At 60.9% G+C, this 18,198-nt stretch carries 19 protein-coding genes; 16 read left to right on the top strand and 3 right to left on the bottom strand.

Annotated elements, in window-relative coordinates; all coding sequences use genetic code 11:
* Window positions 1-72: 72 nt before the first annotated feature.
* From KW837_RS04570 to KW837_RS04595, 6 genes are all read left to right on the top strand, one after another.
* Window positions 73-864: a CbbQ/NirQ/NorQ/GpvN family protein gene (locus KW837_RS04570; RefSeq protein ID WP_218394670.1), complete on the top strand. Its 792-nt coding sequence runs from the start codon at window positions 73-75 to the stop codon at window positions 862-864.
* Complete coding sequence (locus KW837_RS04575) at window positions 848-1,435, top strand: cytochrome c oxidase subunit 3 (RefSeq protein ID WP_218394671.1); 588 nt, start codon at window positions 848-850, stop codon at window positions 1,433-1,435. Before KW837_RS04570 ends, KW837_RS04575 begins: the two co-directional genes overlap by 17 nt.
* A gap of 11 nt (window positions 1,436-1,446) precedes the next feature.
* On the top strand, window positions 1,447-1,704 hold the full coding sequence (locus KW837_RS04580; RefSeq protein ID WP_218394672.1) for a cytochrome C oxidase subunit IV family protein: 258 nt from the start codon (window positions 1,447-1,449) through the stop codon (window positions 1,702-1,704).
* A 247-nt stretch (window positions 1,705-1,951) separates the two neighbouring features.
* Complete coding sequence (locus KW837_RS04585) at window positions 1,952-2,392, top strand: cytochrome c (RefSeq protein WP_030130714.1); 441 nt, start codon at window positions 1,952-1,954, stop codon at window positions 2,390-2,392.
* 3 nt (window positions 2,393-2,395) lie between these two features.
* Window positions 2,396-3,823, top strand: a complete 1,428-nt coding sequence (locus KW837_RS04590) for a cbb3-type cytochrome c oxidase subunit I (protein WP_063340224.1) — start codon at window positions 2,396-2,398, stop codon at window positions 3,821-3,823.
* A 78-nt stretch (window positions 3,824-3,901) separates the two neighbouring features.
* Window positions 3,902-5,743, top strand: a complete 1,842-nt coding sequence (locus KW837_RS04595) for a nitric oxide reductase activation protein NorD (RefSeq protein ID WP_218394673.1) — start codon at window positions 3,902-3,904, stop codon at window positions 5,741-5,743.
* A gap of 171 nt (window positions 5,744-5,914) precedes the next feature.
* Here KW837_RS04595 and KW837_RS04600 read toward each other — a convergent pair whose 3' ends face one another.
* Complete coding sequence (locus KW837_RS04600; protein WP_218394674.1) at window positions 5,915-6,109, bottom strand: protein DnrP; 195 nt, start codon at window positions 6,107-6,109, stop codon at window positions 5,915-5,917.
* Window positions 6,106-6,789 carry a Crp/Fnr family transcriptional regulator gene (locus KW837_RS04605; RefSeq protein ID WP_008075049.1) on the bottom strand — a complete coding sequence of 228 codons (684 nt, stop codon included), beginning with the start codon at window positions 6,787-6,789 and terminating at the stop codon, window positions 6,106-6,108. The genes KW837_RS04600 and KW837_RS04605 overlap by 4 nt, the downstream gene beginning before the upstream one ends.
* A gap of 591 nt (window positions 6,790-7,380) precedes the next feature.
* Here KW837_RS04605 and KW837_RS04610 point away from each other — a divergent pair.
* Entirely contained in the window at window positions 7,381-8,571 is a 1,191-nt protein-coding gene (locus KW837_RS04610; RefSeq protein WP_218394675.1) for an NnrS family protein, read from the top strand.
* 28 nt (window positions 8,572-8,599) lie between these two features.
* Complete coding sequence (locus tag KW837_RS04615; protein ID WP_218394676.1) at window positions 8,600-9,037, top strand: hypothetical protein; 438 nt, start codon at window positions 8,600-8,602, stop codon at window positions 9,035-9,037.
* A gap of 75 nt (window positions 9,038-9,112) precedes the next feature.
* On the opposite strand, the gene ytfE is transcribed toward KW837_RS04615, so the two are convergent.
* Entirely contained in the window at window positions 9,113-9,787 is a 675-nt protein-coding gene (ytfE, locus tag KW837_RS04620; protein ID WP_008075057.1) for an iron-sulfur cluster repair protein YtfE, read from the bottom strand.
* A 154-nt stretch (window positions 9,788-9,941) separates the two neighbouring features.
* Here ytfE and norR point away from each other — a divergent pair, with 154 nt between their 5' ends.
* The 8 genes from norR (at window position 9,942) to KW837_RS04660 (ending at window position 18,197) form a co-directional block, all read left to right on the top strand.
* On the top strand, window positions 9,942-11,471 hold the full coding sequence (gene norR / locus KW837_RS04625; protein ID WP_218394677.1) for a nitric oxide reductase transcriptional regulator NorR: 1,530 nt from the start codon (window positions 9,942-9,944) through the stop codon (window positions 11,469-11,471).
* Window positions 11,472-11,549: 78 nt separating this feature from the next.
* Window positions 11,550-12,197, top strand: a complete 648-nt coding sequence (gene pdxH / locus KW837_RS04630) for a pyridoxamine 5'-phosphate oxidase (protein ID WP_218394678.1) — start codon at window positions 11,550-11,552, stop codon at window positions 12,195-12,197.
* 246 nt (window positions 12,198-12,443) lie between these two features.
* Window positions 12,444-12,998 (top strand): molybdenum cofactor biosynthesis protein B, encoded by a 555-nt coding sequence (gene moaB / locus KW837_RS04635; RefSeq protein WP_218394679.1) that lies wholly within the window; start codon window positions 12,444-12,446, stop codon window positions 12,996-12,998.
* Complete coding sequence (gene glp, locus KW837_RS04640; RefSeq protein ID WP_218394680.1) at window positions 12,995-14,230, top strand: gephyrin-like molybdotransferase Glp; 1,236 nt, start codon at window positions 12,995-12,997, stop codon at window positions 14,228-14,230. The genes moaB and glp overlap by 4 nt, the downstream gene beginning before the upstream one ends.
* A 214-nt stretch (window positions 14,231-14,444) precedes the next feature.
* Window positions 14,445-15,440, top strand: a complete 996-nt coding sequence (locus tag KW837_RS04645; protein ID WP_218394681.1) for a peptidase U32 family protein — start codon at window positions 14,445-14,447, stop codon at window positions 15,438-15,440.
* A 10-nt stretch (window positions 15,441-15,450) separates the two neighbouring features.
* Window positions 15,451-16,341 carry a U32 family peptidase gene (locus tag KW837_RS04650; protein ID WP_218394682.1) on the top strand — a complete coding sequence of 297 codons (891 nt, stop codon included), beginning with the start codon at window positions 15,451-15,453 and terminating at the stop codon, window positions 16,339-16,341.
* A complete protein-coding gene (locus tag KW837_RS04655) occupies window positions 16,335-16,805 on the top strand; it encodes an SCP2 sterol-binding domain-containing protein (protein WP_218394683.1) in 471 nt (156 codons plus the stop codon). The genes KW837_RS04650 and KW837_RS04655 overlap by 7 nt, the downstream gene beginning before the upstream one ends.
* Window positions 16,806-17,129: 324 nt before the next feature.
* Window positions 17,130-18,197 (top strand): YCF48-related protein, encoded by a 1,068-nt coding sequence (locus KW837_RS04660; RefSeq protein ID WP_218394684.1) that lies wholly within the window; start codon window positions 17,130-17,132, stop codon window positions 18,195-18,197.
* Window position 18,198 lies beyond the last annotated feature (1 nt).

The following is an 18,198-nucleotide window of genomic DNA, read 5'->3' on the forward strand; positions in this document are numbered from 1 at the left end:
CCATGTCACTTGCCAGGTTGTCGCAGGGGCCCGTAGCGTGTGGCTTGAATCCGCTTTTGGAACAGACAGCCCATGGACCGAATCCAGTCTTGCGAACCCTTCTATCAACCGCTCAATAATGAGGAGGCGCTGTTCGAGCAAGCCTGGCGACACGGCATGCCGGTGCTGATCAAAGGCCCGACGGGGTGCGGCAAGACCCGCTTTGTCCAGCACATGGCCCATCGGCTGAAACTGCCGCTGTACACCGTGGCCTGCCATGACGATCTGAGCGCCGCCGACCTGATCGGCCGTCATTTGATCGGTGCCCAGGGCACCTGGTGGCAGGACGGGCCACTGACCCGCGCGGTGCGTGAAGGTGGTATTTGTTATCTGGACGAAGTGGTCGAGGCGCGCCAGGACACCGTGGTCGTACTGCATCCGCTGGCCGATGATCGTCGCGAGTTGTTCCTGGAGCGCACTGGCGAAGTACTGCAGGCACCGTCGTCATTCATGCTGGTGGTGTCTTACAACCCCGGCTACCAGAACCTGCTCAAAGGCATGAAGCCCAGCACCCGACAACGCTTCGTGGCGATGCGTTTCGGCTATCCGCCGGTGGCCGACGAAGAGCGCATTGTCGCAAGGGAAGCGCAGGTGGACAGCGCGCTGGCGGCGCAAGTGGTGAGGCTGGGGCAGGCGCTGCGCCGGCTGGATCAACATGATTTGGAGGAAGTCGCCTCGACGCGGTTGCTGATTTTTACTGCGCGAATGATCCGCTCCGGCATGAGCCCGCGTGAAGCGTGCATGGCCTGCCTGGCCGAGCCGCTGAGCGATGATCCGCTGACGGTTGCGGCGCTGATGGACGTGGTTGATGTCCACTTCGGCTGAGGCCAGACGCGTTGCGCCGGGGCACTTGCCAGGCGATCTGGCGATGTGGTTTTTCATTCTGGCTGAGCTGTCGGTGTTCGCCATCCTGATTCTGGTGTTCGCCGTGACCCAGGCACTCAAGCCGCAGCTGTTCGGTGAAAGCCGTCTGTTGCTGAACACGTCCACCGGCCTGGCGATGACCCTGAGCCTGCTCACCGCCGGGCTGTTCGCCGCGCTGGCTCAAGAGCAAGTCAAGCGCTCCCGGTCTCGCCACGGCGCTGTCTATTTGCTGGCAGCGTTGCTCGCCGCCAGTGTCTACGTGGTGTTGAAACTCACGGAATACCGGCACTTGCTGGCCTCGGGGCTGGGCATGGAGCACAACACGTTTTTCACCCTCTACTGGATCCTCACCGGTTTTCATTTTCTCCATGTATTGCTCGGCATGGTCATTCTCGTCTGGCTGGCCGAGCGTTGCCGTCGTGGCCTGTACAACGCCGCCAACCGCAGCGGGCTCGAATCGGGTGTGCTGTATTGGCACATGGTCGATCTGATCTGGGTCGTGCTGTTTCCGCTGGTCTACGTTCTGAATTGACGGAGGTTCTGATGTCGGCTTCCAGGTTTTTGCTGGTTTGCTGGGCAGCGCTGACCACGTTAAGCGTGTGCACGGTGGTGCTGGCGCAGATGGGCGCGACGTGGCTGCTGTCGGTGGCCATTTTGCTGGTGGCGGTCGGCAAGGCCTGGTTGATTGCCGATGGCTTTATGGAAATGCGCCATGCCCCGCGATTGTGGCGCCGGTTGATGGTGAGTTGGGCGGTGGTGTTGGCGGTGGTTGTAGGGCTGACGCTGGTGTTGTTCCGCTGAAGGAATACAGCCCGTAAAACAGCGCGATTCCAATGTGGGAGCGGGCTTGCTCGCGAAGGGGCCGGCACATTCAACATCCATGTTGACTGACGCGCCGCCTTCGCGAGCAAGCCCGCTCCCACATTCGATCTCTGTCAGCCATACGATCTATACCCGACCAAAACCATCTGCCTTTCTTGATCGCCATCAAGCAGGTTTCAACCCTTCGCTTTCTATCATGGGCACGCCAAGCAAAGAGGAAGCGACCATGTCAGAGACCTTCACCAAAGGCATGGCCAGGAATATCTATTTCGGGGGAAGCATCTTCTTCTTCCTGATATTCCTGGCCTTGACCTATCACACGGAACAGACATTTCCAGTGCGCAGCAATGAAGCGCAGTTAACTGAATCAGTGATCCGCGGCAAGACGGTCTGGGAGCAAAACAACTGCATCGGCTGCCACACGCTGCTGGGCGAGGGCGCCTACTTTGCGCCTGAGCTGGGCAACGTGTTCCAGCGGCGCGGCGGGGAGGCGGGCTTCAAACCCTTTCTGCATGCCTGGATGAAAATGCAGCCGCTGGGCGTACCGGGCCGGCGCGCGATGCCGCAGTTCAAGTTGAGCGAGCAGGAGGTGGATGACATCGCCGAGTTCCTCAAATGGAGCTCGAACATCAACACCAATGGCTGGCCGCCAAACAAGGAGGGCTAAGAGATGAGCATGGCTAATCCGCATCTGAAATTCGCCTCGCAAGCCGTGGCCAAACCGTACTTCGTGTTTGCCCTGATGCTGTTTCTCGGTCAGGTGCTGTTCGGTTTGATCATGGGTGTGCAATACGTGGTGGGGGACTTTCTGTTCCCGATCATTCCCTTCAACGTGGCGCGGATGGTGCACACCAACCTGCTGATCGTCTGGCTGCTGTTCGGCTTCATGGGCGCTGCCTACTACCTGATTCCGGAAGAGGCCGACCGCGAACTGCACAGTCCGAAACTGGCGATCATTCTGTTCTGGGTATTCGCCGCCGCGGGCGTGCTGACGATCCTGGGCTACCTGCTGGTGCCGTATGCGGGCCTGGCCAAGCTCACTCACAACGAGCTGCTGCCGACCATGGGCCGGGAGTTCCTGGAGCAGCCGACCATCACCAAGATGGGCATTGTGGTGGTGTGCCTGGGCTTTCTCTACAACATCGGTATGACCCTGCTCAAAGGTCGCAAGACCACCGTCAGCATGGTGATGATGACCGGGCTGATCGGCCTTGCGGTGTTCTTCCTGTTCTCCTTCTATAACCCCGGCAACCTGGCCCGCGACAAGTTCTACTGGTGGTGGGTGGTGCATCTTTGGGTGGAAGGCGTGTGGGAACTGATCATGGGTTCGATGCTCGCTTTTGTCCTGATCAAGATCACCGGTGTCGACCGGGAAGTCGTGGAGAAATGGCTGTATGTGATCATCGCCATGGCGCTGATTACCGGGATCATCGGCACCGGTCACCACTTCTTCTGGATCGGTGCGCCTGAGGTCTGGTTGTGGGTCGGCTCGATCTTCTCGGCACTCGAACCGCTACCGTTCCTGGCCATGGTGATCTTCGCCTTCAGCATGGTGAAGAACCGTCGCCGGCAACACCCGAACCGCGCCGCCACACTGTGGGCCAAGGGCACTACGGTCACCGCGTTCTTCGGTGCGGGCGTCTGGGGTTTTCTGCACACCCTGGCACCGGTCAACTTCTACACCCACGGTTCGCAACTGACGGCGGCTCACGGTCACCTGGCCTTCTACGGTGCTTACGCGATGATCGTGATGACCTTGATCAGCTACGCCATGCCGCGTTTGCGCGGGCTGGGTGAAGCCGCTGACGAGCGTTCGCAGACCTTGGAAATCTGGGGCTTCTGGTTGATGACCCTGTCGATGGTGATGATCACGCTGTTCCTCACCGCTGCCGGTGTCGTCCAGGTTTACCTGCAACGCTGGCAGGCCGACGGGATCGCGTTGCCATTCATGGCCACGGTCGAACATCTGCAGGTGCTGTTCTGGGCGCGTCTGGGCGCCGGTCTCGGCTTCTTCGCAGGCTTGCTCTGTTACCTGCTCAGCTTCAAGCAACGCAGCCGCGCCGCCTTGCGCGCCCCGGCTGCGGTTGTACCTTCATGAACGAGTGCAATGGCTAGAAAAGGTCGGCCCGGCTGATACAGCGGGCCGTTTTTTTGGTTTCCGGGAAGGGCAAGCATCATGGCGTTTACCGTCGAACTGGAAGAGTGGGTAGGCAGTGTCTGGCATCGTTTCATCACCCGGCGTGCCAGCCCGGACTTCCCTGAAGCACGGGTTGAACTGGCCAGCCAGCAACGCCCGCTGGCGCTGTTGTTTCGCGCCATGGGCGGTGCCAATGGCATCGGTGTGGAAGCCGCCAGCGACCGCGATCTGCTGCTGCGCCGAAACGTGTTGCAGCAAATCGCCGGCACCTGCAAACAAGTGCCGTTGGCGTGGTGTGACGCGAGTAATTTGCGGCTGCCATCGAGCCTGGCGGTCTTCCCTGAAGTCGCACTGAACGAGGAACTCTATCGTTGGCTCGCGTTACTGGCGGCCCAGGCCGGGCAGATGCGTCACTGGGGCCGGGACAATCAACGCTGGACGCAACAACTGCTGCGACGCTATCCCGCGCTGCGTGCTCGTTACAAACGACTGGTCGATGCCCATCTGCAATTGCGCCCCGATCCGGCCTCGTTGAATACCAGCGAAGCGGCACTGGAACGGGCGCTATGCCAGGCGCTGCGCGAACCCGGCAGTGTCGAGCATTTCCCCCGCAGCGAACGGGCCGCCTGGCCGCTGCCGCTGTGGTTGTACCCGCCACAAAACCTCGCCAGCCCGCAGGCTGCGGATCTGGGCGATGAATCCGAAGAGTCTTTGACCACGCCGCCCGGCGAACAGAAAAGCGGGCGTAAACGCGCGACGCGGATCGATGAAAGCACCCGTGAAGGCGGGCTGTTGGTGGTGCGTCTGGAGAACCTGTTCAGCTGGACCGAGCACGTCGACCTGGATCGCTGGTCGGACGACAGCGAAGACCCGGACGCCGCCCGAGTTGCCGATGACCTGGATGAACTGACGCTATCTCGCACCCGTCTGCGCAAGGGCGGCGGTCTGAAGCTGCACCTGGATTTGCCACCGGCCGATGTCGACGATATTCCCCTGGGCGAGGGCATCAAGTTGCCGGAGTGGGACTACCGCAAACAACAAATGCAGGACAGCTTCGTCAATCTGCAAATGATGGTGCCCCGGGACTGTGAGGCACAGCCGTTGCCATTACGGCTGAAGGCCTCGGCGCACCGCTTGCGGCGTCAGTTCGAGCACCTGCGTAATGACCGCCAATGGTTACGCCAGCAACCCCAAGGCTCTGAGCTGGACATGCAGGCCTGGCTGGATTTTCACGTTGAGCGCGAGCATGGCCAGTGTGCCGAACGCGGTCTGTTCATGGAGCAGCGGCAGACCCGCCGCGACCTGGCGTGCCTGTTGCTGGCCGACGTGTCGATGTCCACCGACGCCCACCTTAACGATGAGCACCGCGTCATCGACGTCATCCGCGACAGCCTGCTGCTGTTCGGCGAAACCTTGTCGGTGCTGGGTGATGATTTCGCCCTGTACGGGTTTTCCTCGCTGCGCCGTCAGCAAGTGCGCATGCAGGAACTCAAGGCGTTCACCCAGCGTTATGACGACACCACCCGAGGTCGCATTCAAGGTCTCAAGCCGGGGTATTACACGCGCATGGGCGCCGCCATTCGCCAGGCCACGCAACTATTGGGCACGAGCAAGCGGCGCAGCAAACTGTTGCTGCTGCTCACGGATGGCAAACCGAATGATCTGGATCTGTATGAAGGGCGCTACGGTGTTGAAGACACCCGCGAAGCGGTGCTGCAGGCGCGGCGTCAGGGATTGACGCCGTTCTGTATCACGATCGATCGCGAGGCCGGGGATTACCTGCCATACATGTTCGGCGCCAATGGCTACACCTTGATCCGCCAGCCTGGGCAGTTACCGCTGCGCTTGCCGCAGTTGTATCGGCAGTTGACTCAACCGTAATGTCCTTGACCACCTGCGTCCTTGTAGCAGCTGCCGAAGGCTGCGTTCGGCTGCGAAGCAGTCGTAAAACCATTCACTGCGGTGTTTCAGTAGTACCGTGGGCTCAGGATTACGACTGCTTCGCAGCCGAACGCAGCCTTCGGCAGCTGCTACAGGGGATATATGCGGTCTTCAGCTGCGCGGCAGCCAGAAAAACATCGTCACGCAGAAGATCGTCAGGCCAACGCAGAACCACATGAATCGGCGCTGCCGGCGTTCCCCCACCTGTGCAGCCAATGCCGGCAGGGACATGCCGCATTGGCGGCACTCGGTTTCTTGTGCGGGGTTTACGTGTTGGCAATACAGGCAGACGGGCATGGCGCTCACTCGAACTGTTCCAAGCGCAGACGATCAAGAATGGCGATCTGGCGTCCGTCCTGGGTGATGATGTTTTCATCGATCAAGCGACGAATGATCCGCGAAAAGGTTTCCGGCTGGATCGACAGATGCCCGGCAATCAGTTGCTTGGCCATCGGCAGCTCGAATTGGCTGTCAACGGTTTGCTGGCGCACCAGTTGCGTCAGCAGATAACGCACGACCCGGTGGGTGGCGTTTTTCAGGGACAGGGTTTCGATTTCGTTGACCCGTTGATGCAAGCGAACGCAGAGCTTGCCCAGCAGCGCAAAGGTCAGCCGACTGTTGCTCTGCAGCAGGCGCATGTAGGTGCTGTTGGATAACCGGTAGAGCTGGGTGGGGCAGATCGCTTCGGCCGAGGCCACGTAGTTCGGGGTGTCCATCAGCATCATCGCCTCGGCGAAAGTTTGCCGATCACTGATGACCTCAAACACTTTCTCCTGCCCATCGGGTGTCAGCCGGTAGATTTTCACCGCGCCGGCAATGATGAAATAGAACGAATCGGCCGGCTCACCTTGACGGAACAACGGCTCGCCTTTGTCGATGCTCAGCAAGTGGCTGGTACTCATCAGTTCATCCAGCTGTTCTTCGTTCAACGGCTCGAACAAGTGATGACTGCGCAGAATCTGGTGATGGACGCGATGAAGCACCATGAGAATTCATCCTGAAGATTGAGAGGGGGATCAGGTCAGACGAGACCTAGAGAAACGCCGCTGGCCAAGGCCAGGATTGAGGTCAACACAACAAACCAGGCCAGTGGCTGGATGACTTTTTTCATGACGACTCCGGGTAATCGAAAGGGATCCAGGATTTCTAAAGGGTTGCCCATGCTGAGCAAGACGCGGGCCAGGCTTGGAGGGCCTTGTTTATTGGGGGTGTCAACGATCAGGGTAAAAAATACCGTGATCTTTAGGGTTTAAATGACCATCAAAGGGTCATTTGTACCCTGATCGGGAGCACCTTGTGGCGAGGGAGCTTGCTCCCGCTGGAGTGCGAAGCACTCCCAACACCGGCCATCGCAATTCTTCAGATACAACGCATCAGCCGGTTTACGGCTGCTGCGCACCCGAGCGGGAGCGAGCTCCCTCGCCACAAAGGACGCGCGCTCGGCATCGGGGCACGTCCCTTGCACACTTGATCTGCGACAAAGGCAATGAATCGGTAATACCCGATGATTGGCCCTGGATTTACCTCGGCGCGTGCGGGTTGGCGCCAGGTCAGCAAACAGGTAGAGGAGTGGCTTTATGCAAGTGCTTGACCGCCGTAAAGCGATGGCCATCGCGCCGCTGTTACGGCTGGCCTTTCGGCCGTTTTTCCTCGCTGGCTGCCTGTTGGCGGTGCTGGCCATTGCGCTGTGGCTGGCGGCTTTTAGTGGTTCGATGTCCGACTGGCAGCCCGCAGGCGGTTGGCTGGGCTGGCATCGGCATGAATTGTTGTTCGGGTTCGGCTTGGCGATTATCGCGGGCTTTTTGCTGACGGCCGTGCAGACCTGGACCGGTCGCCCCGGCCTCAGCGGCAAACCGTTGGCCGCTCTGGCGTTGCTGTGGTTATTGGCGCGAGTGGCCTGGCTGGCCAACGTGCCATGGCCGTTGCTCGCGGTGCTGGAACTGGCGTTCCCGTTGGCGGTGGCAGTGCTCATGGGCTTCACCCTGTGGAAGGTGCGGCAGAAACGTAACTACCCGATTGTGGTGGTCTTGCTGTTGTTGGCCGTGGCCGACGGGTTGTCCTTGTACGGCCTGGTCGAGGGGCATGAAGGCTGGCAGCGCCAGGGCGTGCTGACGGGTATCTGGCTGGTGGCGGCGATGATGGGGTTGATCGGCGGGCGGGTGATTCCGTTCTTCATCCAGCGTGGCCTCGGCAAGGTCGATGGCGTTGCCCCTTGGCCCTGGCTGGATTGGCTGCTGCTGATTGGCTCGCCCCTCGTGGCGTTGTTATATGCCGCCGGACCTGCGCTTGCCCCCAATTTCTGGGTGGGCCTGTTGTTCGCCGTGTTGGCCGTAGGGCATCTGGTGCGCCTGTTTCGCTGGCATGATCGCGCCCTCTGGCACGTGCCGTTGCTGTGGTCGTTGTACCTGGCTTATGGCTGGTTGGCGGTGGCCTGTCTCGGGATGGCGCTGTGGCATTTCGGTGTACCGATCAATCCGAGCCTGGCGGTGCATTGCCTGACCATCGGGGCCATGGGCGGCCTGGTGCTGGCGATGATCGCGCGGGTCAGCCTTGGGCATACCGGCCGTGCGCTGGAGCCGCCGTCGGGGATGACCCTGGCGTTCATCTTGCTCAATCTGGCGTGCCTGAGCCGGGTCGTGTTGATCGAGTTCTTTCCCTTGCCGGCATTGTGGTTGGCTGGTCTGTGCTGGGCGCTGGCGTTTGCGCTGTATGCCTGGCGCTATGGGCCGATGCTGCTGCGGGCCCGGGTGGACGGTCATCCGGGATGAGCACGCGAACTGACAGAGGCTGGCGCTGATGTATCCCTTTTTGCTGGTCACGCATTTGCTGGCAGCGATTGCCTTCATCGGCACGCTGTTTTTCGAGGTGGTCATCTGGCATCGCGCACGCCAGCAGTTGGCGGATACCACGCAATCCACGGCGGATCAGGCGATTGCCGTGCGCTCGCGCAAGGTGCTGCATGGCGTGGTGTTGCTGTTGTATGGCGCCGGCATCGGCCTGGCGTGGCAGTACCGGGGCGCATTGAGTCAGCCGCTGGCCAGCAGTTTTGGTCTGTTGCTGAGCCTCAAGATCCTGTTGGCCCTGAGCATCATCGGCCATTACTTGCTGCTGGCCTATTGGCTGACCCACGCGCGCCTGACCGCGACTCGCGCCAGCTGGATTCGCCGCAGCATCCTCGGGCACATGGTGTTGATCGTGATCCTGGCCAAGGCGATGTTCTATTGGCACGGTTGATCACAAGCAGTCCAGGATAAACAAAACCCGCGCCAACCGATGGGCTGACGCGGGTTGGGTGTGACTGGCGATCGATCAATGACGAGGGTTCAGGGCATTGATGAACAGCACGTTGTTTTCCAGATGGATGTGTTGCATCAGGTCGTCTTTGAATTCCAGCAGCCCGCGATAGAGGGCGCGCCAGGTATTACAGGCATCGGCAGGCGGGATGATGTGATTGGTCAGGGCGAGCATTTTTTCCAGTGCTTCACCATGTTGATCATGTTCGAAACGCAGCACCTGGATCGGCGGAGCCGCTTGAGCACCGATGCCTTGTTGCAGCATCGGGAACAGCACCTGTTCTTCCTTGAGCATGTGGCCTTCGAGTTCTTGCTGCATGTCGGTCAGAAGATCGGCCAGGCCGTTGGGGCAGCTGCTGCGCGCACCATGGACCTGCTCGACGCGGCGGGCCAGGCGGATCAGTTCCGGTAGTTGCTCGCGGTGGCGGGCGTGGTAGCGCGCCAGAAGGTGGGCGATCAACAGTTCCAAAGGTTCGTTACGCCAGTCGTGCTGGGTTTCGCCGGCGTCTTGCAGAATGTTCAGGGCGTCGGCAATGAGGACCGGATCGAGGTTTTTGCCCAGGGCCGCTTCACGCAGGCTTTTATGCCCGCCGCAACAGAAGTCCAGTTTGAAGGTATGGAAGATCCGGGTGGCACCGGGAATGTCGCAGGCCAGTTGGCCGAGGCTTTGTTCCAATAGGGTCTGGCTCATCAGGGTTCCTTGTTTGGGTTTCAACGGTTCCCCAGGCTCATTGCATCCGGCATGCCATATTTAAACGATTGAAAAACATGAATTTATTTTTAGTTGTGGTGATAGACACCCTGACACTTTAGGGTGAATCCAACCATAGAGGGTGATTACTACCATGCTGCGAGAAAGCCTGGCAGCCGACCTGATCGTCGAGTTGCCTAATGCCGTGCGGTTGCAACGATTGGTCCAGACCCTGCGCGAATACTTCAACAGTGGCGCCGTGGGCTTGTTGCGTCTGGATGACGACAGTCTCAGGCCCGTTGCGACGGTGGGGCTGGTTCATGAAGCGTTGGGGCGCCGGTTCGTCATCGCCCAGCATCCCCGGCTGGCGGCGATCATGGCGTCGCGCGAGCCGACCTGGTTCGAACCCGACAGTCGCCTGCCAGATCCCTATGACGGCTTGCTCGACAACCACGTTGGCGAACCGCTGCCGGTGCATGACTGCATGGGCGTGAGCCTGTATGTCGAAGGGCGGATTTGGGGCGCGATCACCCTCGATGCGCTGCACGCCGGGACCTTTGACAGCCGGGCGCGGGAAGAGCTCAAGCGCTGCACCTTGCAGATCGAAGCCGCCGTGCGGGTCACCCGTCTGGAACAGGAAAACCGCAGCTTGCGTCTGTCCCGCAGCGATCCCCAGGATTTGCGAATGCCGGTCGAGGAGGGCGAGATCCTCGGGCAGAGTGAGGTGTTGCATCAGTTGCTCAATGAGCTGGATGTGCTGGCCGATTCCGATCTGCCGGTATTGCTGTTGGGTGAGACTGGCGTTGGCAAAGAGCTGTTCGCTCGGCGTTTGCATCGTCTTTCAAGGCGCCACCACAAACCGCTGATACACGTTAACTGCGCCGCTTTGCCGGAGTCGCTGGCAGAGAGTGAGTTGTTCGGGCATGTCAAAGGCGCCTTTTCCGGCGCCACCAGTGACCGTGCCGGACGCTTCGATGCCGCCAACGGTGGCACGCTGTTTCTCGATGAAGTCGGGGAGTTGCCCTTGAGCGTGCAAGCGAAGTTATTGCGCACCTTGCAGAACGGCGAGATCCAGCGCCTCGGCGCCGACAAGCCGCTGCACGTGGATGTGCGGATCATCGCCGCCACCAACCGGCATCTACCGGACAGCATCCGCGACGGCTTGTTTCGCGCCGATCTGTATCACCGGCTCTCGGTGTACCCGGTGCCGATTCCGCCCCTGCGCGAGCGCGGTAACGATGTGTTGATGCTGGCCGGGCATTTCCTTGAACTCAATCGGGCGCGGCTCGGCCTGCGTGGTTTGCGCCTGTCGCCGGCGGCCGAACGCGCGCTGTTGCTTTATACCTGGCCGGGCAATGTGCGCGAACTGGAACACGTGATCAGTCGGGCTGCGTTGAAGCAGCTCAGTCGCGGTACGAGTCGCGCGTTGATCATGACGCTGGAGCCTGAAATTCTCGATCTCGACAGCGCGATGGCGGCATCGGGGGCGGTGATCGAGCCATCCCCGGACGTTACGGCTGATCTGCCGTTCCAGCCCTTGGGCGAAGCCGTCGACGATTACCAGCGCAAGAAAATCCTCCAGGCCCTGAGCCTGTCCGGGGAAAACTGGGCCAGCGCCGCGCGAATCCTCGAAGTCGATCCCAGCAACCTGCACAAACTGGCGCGGCGGCTGCGCCTCAAGTAGGCGACAGTGTTGATGGCGGTCAAGGTGGCTTTGCGCAGTGCCTCGCACACTGCGTAAAACCTTCCGGAGATCACCGTCATGCCGCTTTCCCTGGCTCAGATGCGCCGTAACTACACCCTTAATGGCCTGCAAGATGAGGCTGCGCTGGATGATCCGCTGGCGATGTTCCGGCAGTGGTTGCAACAGGCCCGCGACACCGAGTGCGCACCTGTCGAGGCCAACAGCATGGTGCTGGCGACGGTCGGCCCTGAAGGACGGCCGCACTGTCGGGTTCTGCTGCTCAAGGGGTTGAGCGATGAAGGTTTTACTTTTTTCGGCAATTACCAGAGCGACAAGGGTCAGCAACTGGCCGCCAATCCCTATGCCGCGATGACGTTTTTCTGGCCGGGACTGGAGCGTCAGGTGAGAATCGAAGGGCAGGTGTCCAGGCTCGATCCGCAACTCTCCGACGCGTATTTCGATTCCCGCTCGGTGGCCAGTCGCCTGGGGGCCTGGGCTTCACCGCAAAGCCGTCCGCTGGCCAGTCGCGCAGCGCTGGAATCCATGCTGGCTGAAACCATCAAACGCTTCGTTGGCCAGACCGTCTCGCGTCCCGAGCATTGGGGCGGCTACTGCCTGCACCCTGAACGTCTGGAGTTCTGGCAGGGGCGGGCCGACCGCTTGCATGATCGACTCGATTACCGGTTGCGCGATGGTGCATGGCAACGAAATCGCTTGGCGCCTTGAGCCCCATTGCGCAGGACCTGTAGCGATGGAGGACAGTGTGGGAGCGGGCTTGCTCGCGAATGCGGTGTGTCAGTCGACATTTATGTTGTTTGACACACCGCATTCGCGAGCAAGCCCGCTCCCACAGGTTTTGTGCCGGCACATTCTTTCTATGTCCCGGACGAGGTACCTCCTTGGAGGAATAGGCTCGCTCGCTATTCCGGTTCAGGCTTCGGGCCATACCCTCATCTACGGGAAGACCTGGATATGGCCCATCTGGCGCAACGCACGTTTGAACCCCTGAACATCGCCGTACTGACCATCAGCGATACGCGCACCTTTGACACCGACACTTCGGGGCAGACCCTGACCGATTTGCTGCAAACAGCCGGGCATGTGTTGATCGACCGTGATCTGGTCAAGGACGACATTTATCAGATCCGCGCCACCGTTTCCCGGTGGATCGCCGACCCCAAGGTGCAAGTGGTGTTGATGACCGGCGGCACCGGTTTCACCGCTCGCGACAACACACCGCAAGCAGTCTTGCCATTGCTGGACAAGCATGTGGAAGGCTTCGGCGAATTGTTCCGGCAGGTGTCTCTGGAGGAAATCGGCATGTCCAGCCTGCAGTCCCGGGCACTGGCCGGCATGAGTAACGGCGTGCTGGTGTGCTGCATTCCCGGCTCGCCGGGTGCCTGCCGGACGGCCTGGAACAAGATCCTGCTCGAACAACTGGACAGTCGCACCGGCCCGTGCAATTTCGCCCCGCATTTGAAACCGCAAGCGCAGCGGGTCATCGACGCCTGCGAGACGCGCGCATGACCGGCCGGGTGTGCGACATCGGCAACCTGATGCCCGTGGACGAGGCCATCAGCCGTCTGCTGGATCAGGCACCGCCGCCGCCCCTGGCGCAAATGGTTCGTCTGGATCAAGCCATGGGGCGGGTGCTGGCGGCGGACATTCATTCCCCGGTGAGCCTGCCGGCCTGGGACAACAGTGCCATGGACGGCTATGCCCTCTGGGCGGCTGACTTGCCCCAGGCGGGTGGCTGTTTATCGATTGGCGGGCGCATTGCGGCGGGGGATCAAGCGTGCTCGCCCTTGCTCGCGCAGCAGGCGGTGCAGATCTTTACCGGCGCGCCATTGCCACCGGGCGCCGATACCGTCGTACCGCAAGAGCGCTGCCGGGTCGAGGGCGAGCGCGTCTGGTTCCCGTCCGTGTCCGTGGGCGATCACGTGCGCAAGGAGGGTGAGGAAGTTCGTCGCGGGGATCTGTTGCTCAAGGCCGGGAAACGCCTGCGCGCACAAGAACTGGGGTTGCTGGCTGGCGCTGGTATCGCGCGGGTCGAGGTCTATCGGCCGTTGCAGGTATGCCTGCTCAGCAGCGGTAATGAACTGCGTGAGCCGGGCGATCCCTTGGCGCCGGGGCAGATTTACAACAGCAACCGGTATTGCCTCGCCGCGTTGTTGCGCGGCTGGGGCGTCGAGGTGCACGACTATGGCGTCATGGTCGATGAGTTGGCGGCCAGCCGGCATGCCTTGAGCCTGGCGTCTTCGGAATGCGACTTGCTGTTGAGTTCCGGTGGCGTGTCGGTGGGCGAGGAAGATCACCTCAAACAGGCGATCGAGGAACTGGGCAACGTCGATTTCTGGCGGCTGGCCATTCAGCCGGGCAAGCCACTGGCCTTTGGTGAAGTGGCCGGCAAACCCTGGATCGGCATGCCGGGAAATCCTTCGGCGGCGCTGATCACCGCGCTGGTGGTGGTGCGTCCGTTCCTGCTCAGGGCCCAAGGCGTGACTGACGTACTGCCGGTGCCGTTGGCCGTGCCCGCCGGGTTCGACTGGTTGCAGCGTAACAAGCGTCGGCAGTACCTGCGGGCCCGATTGACGCCCGGCGCCGATGGCCAGTTGAGTGTGGAACTGCACCCTCAGCAAAGCTCGGCGATGTTGACCGCCGCGTGCTGGGCCGACGGGCTGGCGGTGATCGAGTGCGAGCAGCAAGTGCTCAAGCACGACAACGTGATGTTCCTGTCCTTCGCCGACCTGATGCATTGATGGCAATTGATTGCCGTCAAGGCCGTGCCTGCCGGTCTCGCTAGACTGTGTGGCGAGGGAGCTTGCTCCCGCTGAGTCGCGAAGCGGCCCTGTTATTTAGGCCTGCTGCGCAGTCCAGCGTCGGAACGCCGCCCGGAGCAAGCTCGCTCGCCACAAGCGCATTCCAACCATGACTGATTAGGCCTCGGACTGCGTTTTTTCATGAGGATTACCCATGCAACTGGTCTGCCCGGCAGGGAACCTTCCTGCGCTTAAAGCGGCGGTGCGCCAAGGCGCCGATGCCGTCTATGTCGGCTTTCGCGATGACACCAATGCCCGGCATTTCGCGGGGCTGAACATGGACGACAAACAGTTCGACGCCGCGGTCGCCCATATCCGTCAGCATCAACGCAAACTCTACGTCGCGGTCAACACGTACCCCCAACCCAAGGGCTGGGAGCGCTGGCAGCGGGCGGTGGATCGTGCGGCTGATTTCGGCGTGGATGCGCTGATCGCCGCCGACCCCGGAGTGCTCAACTACGCCAGTCAGCGTCACCCGCAACTGGCGTTGCATCTGTCGGTCCAGGGTTCGGCGACCCATGCCGCCGCGCTGGAGTTTTATGCGCAGCGCTACGGCATTCGGCGCGCGGTGCTGCCGCGGGTGTTGTCGTTGGCGCAAGTACGCCAGGTCGCCGCCAGCAGCCCGGTGCCCATCGAAGTCTTTGGCTTCGGCAGCTTGTGCATCATGGCCGAAGGGCGTTGCCACCTGTCTTCCTACATTACCGGCGAGTCGCCGAACCTGTGCGGTGTCTGTTCGCCAGCCAAAGCGGTGCGCTGGAGCGAGGACGCCGAGGGCTTGAGCGCGCGCCTCAGCGAAGTACTGATCGACCGCTACACCCCGGATGAATCGGCCGGTTACCCGACCTTGTGCAAGGGCCGCTTCCTGGTCGGCGGCAAACGCTTTCATGCGCTGGAGGAGCCCACCAGCCTCGACACCCTGGACTTGCTGCCGGAACTGACGGCCATCGGCGTCGAAGCCGTGAAGATCGAGGGCCGCCAACGCAGCCCGGCCTATGTCGAACAAGTCACCCGTGTCTGGCGCGCAGCACTGGACGCCCATCGTGGCGCACCGGGCAGTTTTCGGGTCAAGGAGGAATGGCGTCAGGTGCTGGCCGGTTTGTCCGAAGGCAGCCAGACCACTCTGGGTGCTTATCATCGATCATGGCAATGAGGGATTCGACATGAAACTCAGCCTGGGACCGGTCCTGTTTTATTGGGACAAAGAGCAACTCAGCAACTTTTACGCCGAGATGTCGGCCTTGCCCCTGGATGTGATTTACCTGGGGGAAACCGTGTGCTCGAAACGCCGGGCATTTTCGCTGGATCAATGGCTGGGGTTGGGCCGTGAGTTGCAGGAATGCAGTCAGGCGCAGTTGGTGCTTTCCAGCCTGACGCTGATCGAAGCTGCGTCTGAACTCTCCAGCCTGCGCCGGCTGTGCGACAACGGCCAATTGCTGGTGGAAGCCAACGACATGGGCGCGGTGCAGTTTTTGGCCGAACGCAAGTTGCCGTTCGTGGGCGGCCCGGCCCTCAATCTGTACAACGGTCATGCGTTGACGCAACTGCTCGACAGCGGCATGACCCGCTGGGTGCCGCCCGTGGAATGTTCGGCGGCGCTGATTGGTGATGTGATCGAACAGGTACGCGAACTGGGCCGTGCAGTGCCGGAAGTTGAAATCTTCGCCTATGGGCATTTGCCGTTGGCCTATTCCGCCCGCTGCTTTACGGCTCGGGCAGAGAACCGGCCCAAGGACGACTGCCAGTTTTGCTGCATCAACTACCCCGACGGCCTGGCGCTGACCAGCCAGGAAGGGCAGGCGCTGTTCACCATCAACGGTATTCAGACAATGTCGGCCGAGGTGACCAATCTGCTGGCCGATTATTCCGGGCTGGTGGCCTGCGGTGCTGATCTGTTGCGCTTGAGCCCTCGCGCTCAGGGCATGGCCGAAGTGATTGCCGCCTATCAACGGGTTCGTCTGGGCGAGACACCGCCGTTGTTTGTCGAAGGGTGTAATGGTTACTGGCATGGCCAGGCCGGCATGCTGCGCGTCGAGGAGGTCGGCCTGTGTTGAATCGAAAAAAGTGGCTGTTGAAAGGTGCCGACCGGGTGTTGCCGCTGATGCGCCGAGTGCCTTTTGCCGTGCAGCGCCTGGCGTTGCAACAGGCGCTGAACCGTTGCCTCGCCGGGCCGTTGCGTGATGGCGAGTTTGAAGTTTTACGCGGGCGTTGGTTGTGCTTGCGGATTCCGGATCTGGGGTTGTCCTGGTATCTGACGCTCAGTGGTAAAGGGTTGCGGATTGCCGAGCAGGCCGTGGCGCATGTGACGATCAGTGGCAACTGGCGTGAGTTTTTACTGTTGGCGAGCCGTCAGGAGGATCCAGATACGCTGTTCTTTCGCCGGCGTTTGGTGATTGAGGGTGATACCGAACTTGGGCTGGCGTTGAAGAATCTGATCGACAGTCTGGATCCTGATGTGTTGCCTGTTTGGTTATGGCGCAATCTGGAGCGGGCGGGGAAGGGGTTGGCGGCGGGGTAATCGACGTCGTTCAATTGTGGGAGCTGGCTTGCCTGCGATGGCGGCCTGATAGCCGACCGGGATTTTTGATGTACACCAAACCCCAATCACCCCTCCGAATAGCTCCTCATTCACCCACAACCCATATCCCCTCCAGTTAACAAAACATAACGTGGCGTCGATTGTCAGACCTTTCCAAACCCCGATAGGATAAGCCAGCTTCCGAAGGGGCTCTGGATTGCGGGTTTCAGGACTATGCTCCTGAATAGGTCAATCCCGATGCGCATCCCTTACGGCGCCCTGAAGGGTTGAACGACCTAACAATAATAATGTGGGGGAAGGTCTATGAGTGAGCCTGTCATGGGTGTGAGTATTTGCCGCCCGCCAGCGTTACGCCGGTTCGCGTTGCTGGCTACAGCGCTCTCGCTGTTGGGCTGTACCGTGCTGTCGGCGCCTGCGCTGGCTGCTGCCGCGTCGGCCACCGATGTGGTTTATTCCGTTGAATCCGCCAAGGCCAGCAAAGGACTGATGCTCGATGTCGTTCACGCCGGTAAACGCCTGGTGGCGGTCGGCGATCGCGGGCACATTCTGTATTCCGATGACCAGGGCGCAACCTGGGCCCAGGCCAAGGTGCCGACCCGGCAACTGCTGACGGCGGTGTTTTTTGTCGATGACAAACACGGCTGGGCCGTTGGCCATGACGCGCAGATCCTCGCCAGCGAAGACGGCGGCATCACCTGGACCAAACAATTCGAAGACCTGACACGCGAATCGCCGCTGCTCGACGTCTGGTTCAAGGACGTTAACAGCGGCTTTGCCGTGGGCGCTTACGGTGCCTTGCTGGAAACCACCGATGGCGGTAAAAACTGGGAAAACGTCAGCGATCGCCTCGACAACGAAGACCAGTTCCACCTCAACGCGATTGCCGCGGTCAAGGATTCCGGCATTTTCATCGTCGGTGAACAGGGCAGCATGTTCCGCTCCGCCGATGATGGGCAGACCTGGGAAAAGCTTGAGGGCCCCTACGAAGGCTCGCTGTTCGGTGTGATTGGCACCGCGCAACCGGCCACGCTGCTGGCCTATGGGTTGCGCGGCAATCTCTACCGTTCCACGGATTTCGGCAGCACTTGGGAGCAGGTCGAGCTCAAGGCTGCACGTGGCACACTGGAATTCGGCCTGTCTGGCGCCACGCTGCTCGATGACGATTCCATCGTGATCGTCGGCAATGGCGGCAGCGTGATTCGCAGCACCGACGACGGCGAAACCTTCAGCGTGTTCAACCGTCCGGATCGCATTTCCGTCTCGGCGGTGACTGCGGCAGGCAACGGCAATCTGATTCTGGCAGGACAGGGTGGCGTTCGCGTCACTTCGCCCACCGGCGCAGAGAATGGAAAAAACGGGTCGTCCAAATGAG

The sequence above is a fragment of the Pseudomonas sp. PDM24 genome (assembly GCF_019218905.1).
GTDB lineage: Bacteria > Pseudomonadota > Gammaproteobacteria > Pseudomonadales > Pseudomonadaceae > Aquipseudomonas.